The organism is Mesorhizobium sp. M7A.F.Ca.CA.002.09.1.1 (assembly GCF_003998555.1).
Lineage (GTDB): Bacteria > Pseudomonadota > Alphaproteobacteria > Rhizobiales > Rhizobiaceae > Mesorhizobium > Mesorhizobium ciceri.
The window spans coordinates 1-962 of the sequence record NZ_RZRR01001350.1; the positions used below are offsets into that span (position 1 = coordinate 1).

Annotated in this window: 2 protein-coding genes; both read right to left on the reverse strand. The window is 66.5% G+C overall.

Going from position 1 to position 962, the window contains the following annotated elements; all coding sequences use genetic code 11:
* The coding region (gene rsmH / locus EN994_RS33135; RefSeq protein WP_127308239.1) for a 16S rRNA (cytosine(1402)-N(4))-methyltransferase RsmH at positions 1-637 on the reverse strand (637 nt) is incomplete at its 3' end.
* A partial coding sequence (locus EN994_RS33140; RefSeq protein WP_127308240.1) for a transcriptional regulator MraZ occupies positions 634-962 on the reverse strand: 329 nt, incomplete at its 5' end. The genes EN994_RS33140 and rsmH, both read right to left, overlap by 4 nt.

Genomic DNA, 962 nt, shown 5'->3' on the forward strand with positions numbered 1-962 from the left:
TCGCCGGATGGATCTTGTCCTTCGGCGCCCGGCCGATATGCGTCTCGATGGCGTCGGCGAGTTCCAACGTGCGCTCGAACGGGCGCTTTTCGCGGCGCGCCTCGATCATGCGGGCAATGCGTCCGGCATGGCGCTCCTCGCCGAGGAAGCCGAAGATGCGGGCAAGATCGCCCGGCTTGAAGGAATTGACGACGTCGGCGGCGCTGAGGCCCGATTGCGCCATGCGCATGTCGAGCGGCCCGTCGGCGCGGAACGAAAACCCGCGCTCCGCCTGGTCGAGCTGCATCGAGGACACGCCGATGTCGAGCACGATCCCGTCGGCGCTCTCGACATGTTCGTCCAGCGTCGAGAACGGCGCCTGCACCAGCCGCAGCCGACCACCCGACTGCACTTCAAGATCGCGCCCGGCCGCAATGGCATCCGGATCGCGGTCGATCGCCACCACGGAGGCGCCTGTCGCCAGAATGGCCCTGGTGTAGCCGCCGGCGCCGAACGTGCCATCAATGATGAGGTCGCCCTGCGCCGGCGCCAGTGCTTCGAGCACTTCGGCAAGGAGGACCGGAATGTGGCGGGCCGATCCGCCCACGGCGTGCCCATCTACGGCGCGAGGAAGGTCATCGCCGTGGCCTGCCGTCATTCCGGTCGCTCCCCAGGCTTCGTCCCCTGCCGAAGCTGCAAAAGCCGTGCCCGCGCCTGCGCCCCATAGGCGGCAAGCCGTCCCGGCTCCCAGATCTGAAAGAAATTGCCGCGCCCGACAAAGGCCACTTCCGCCGAGATGCCGGTGTGTTCGCGAAGGAAATCGCTCATCGTGATGCGGCCGTCCTGGTCGAGTTTCAAGAAGGTTCCGTCGCCATGGCAGAAGAACGACATATCGTCCGCCGTCTGCAGGAAGGGATCCTCGAGCGCTATGCGCTGCTCGTAGCGGTCGAGGATCCCTTCCTGCAGACGGCGGACGATATGTC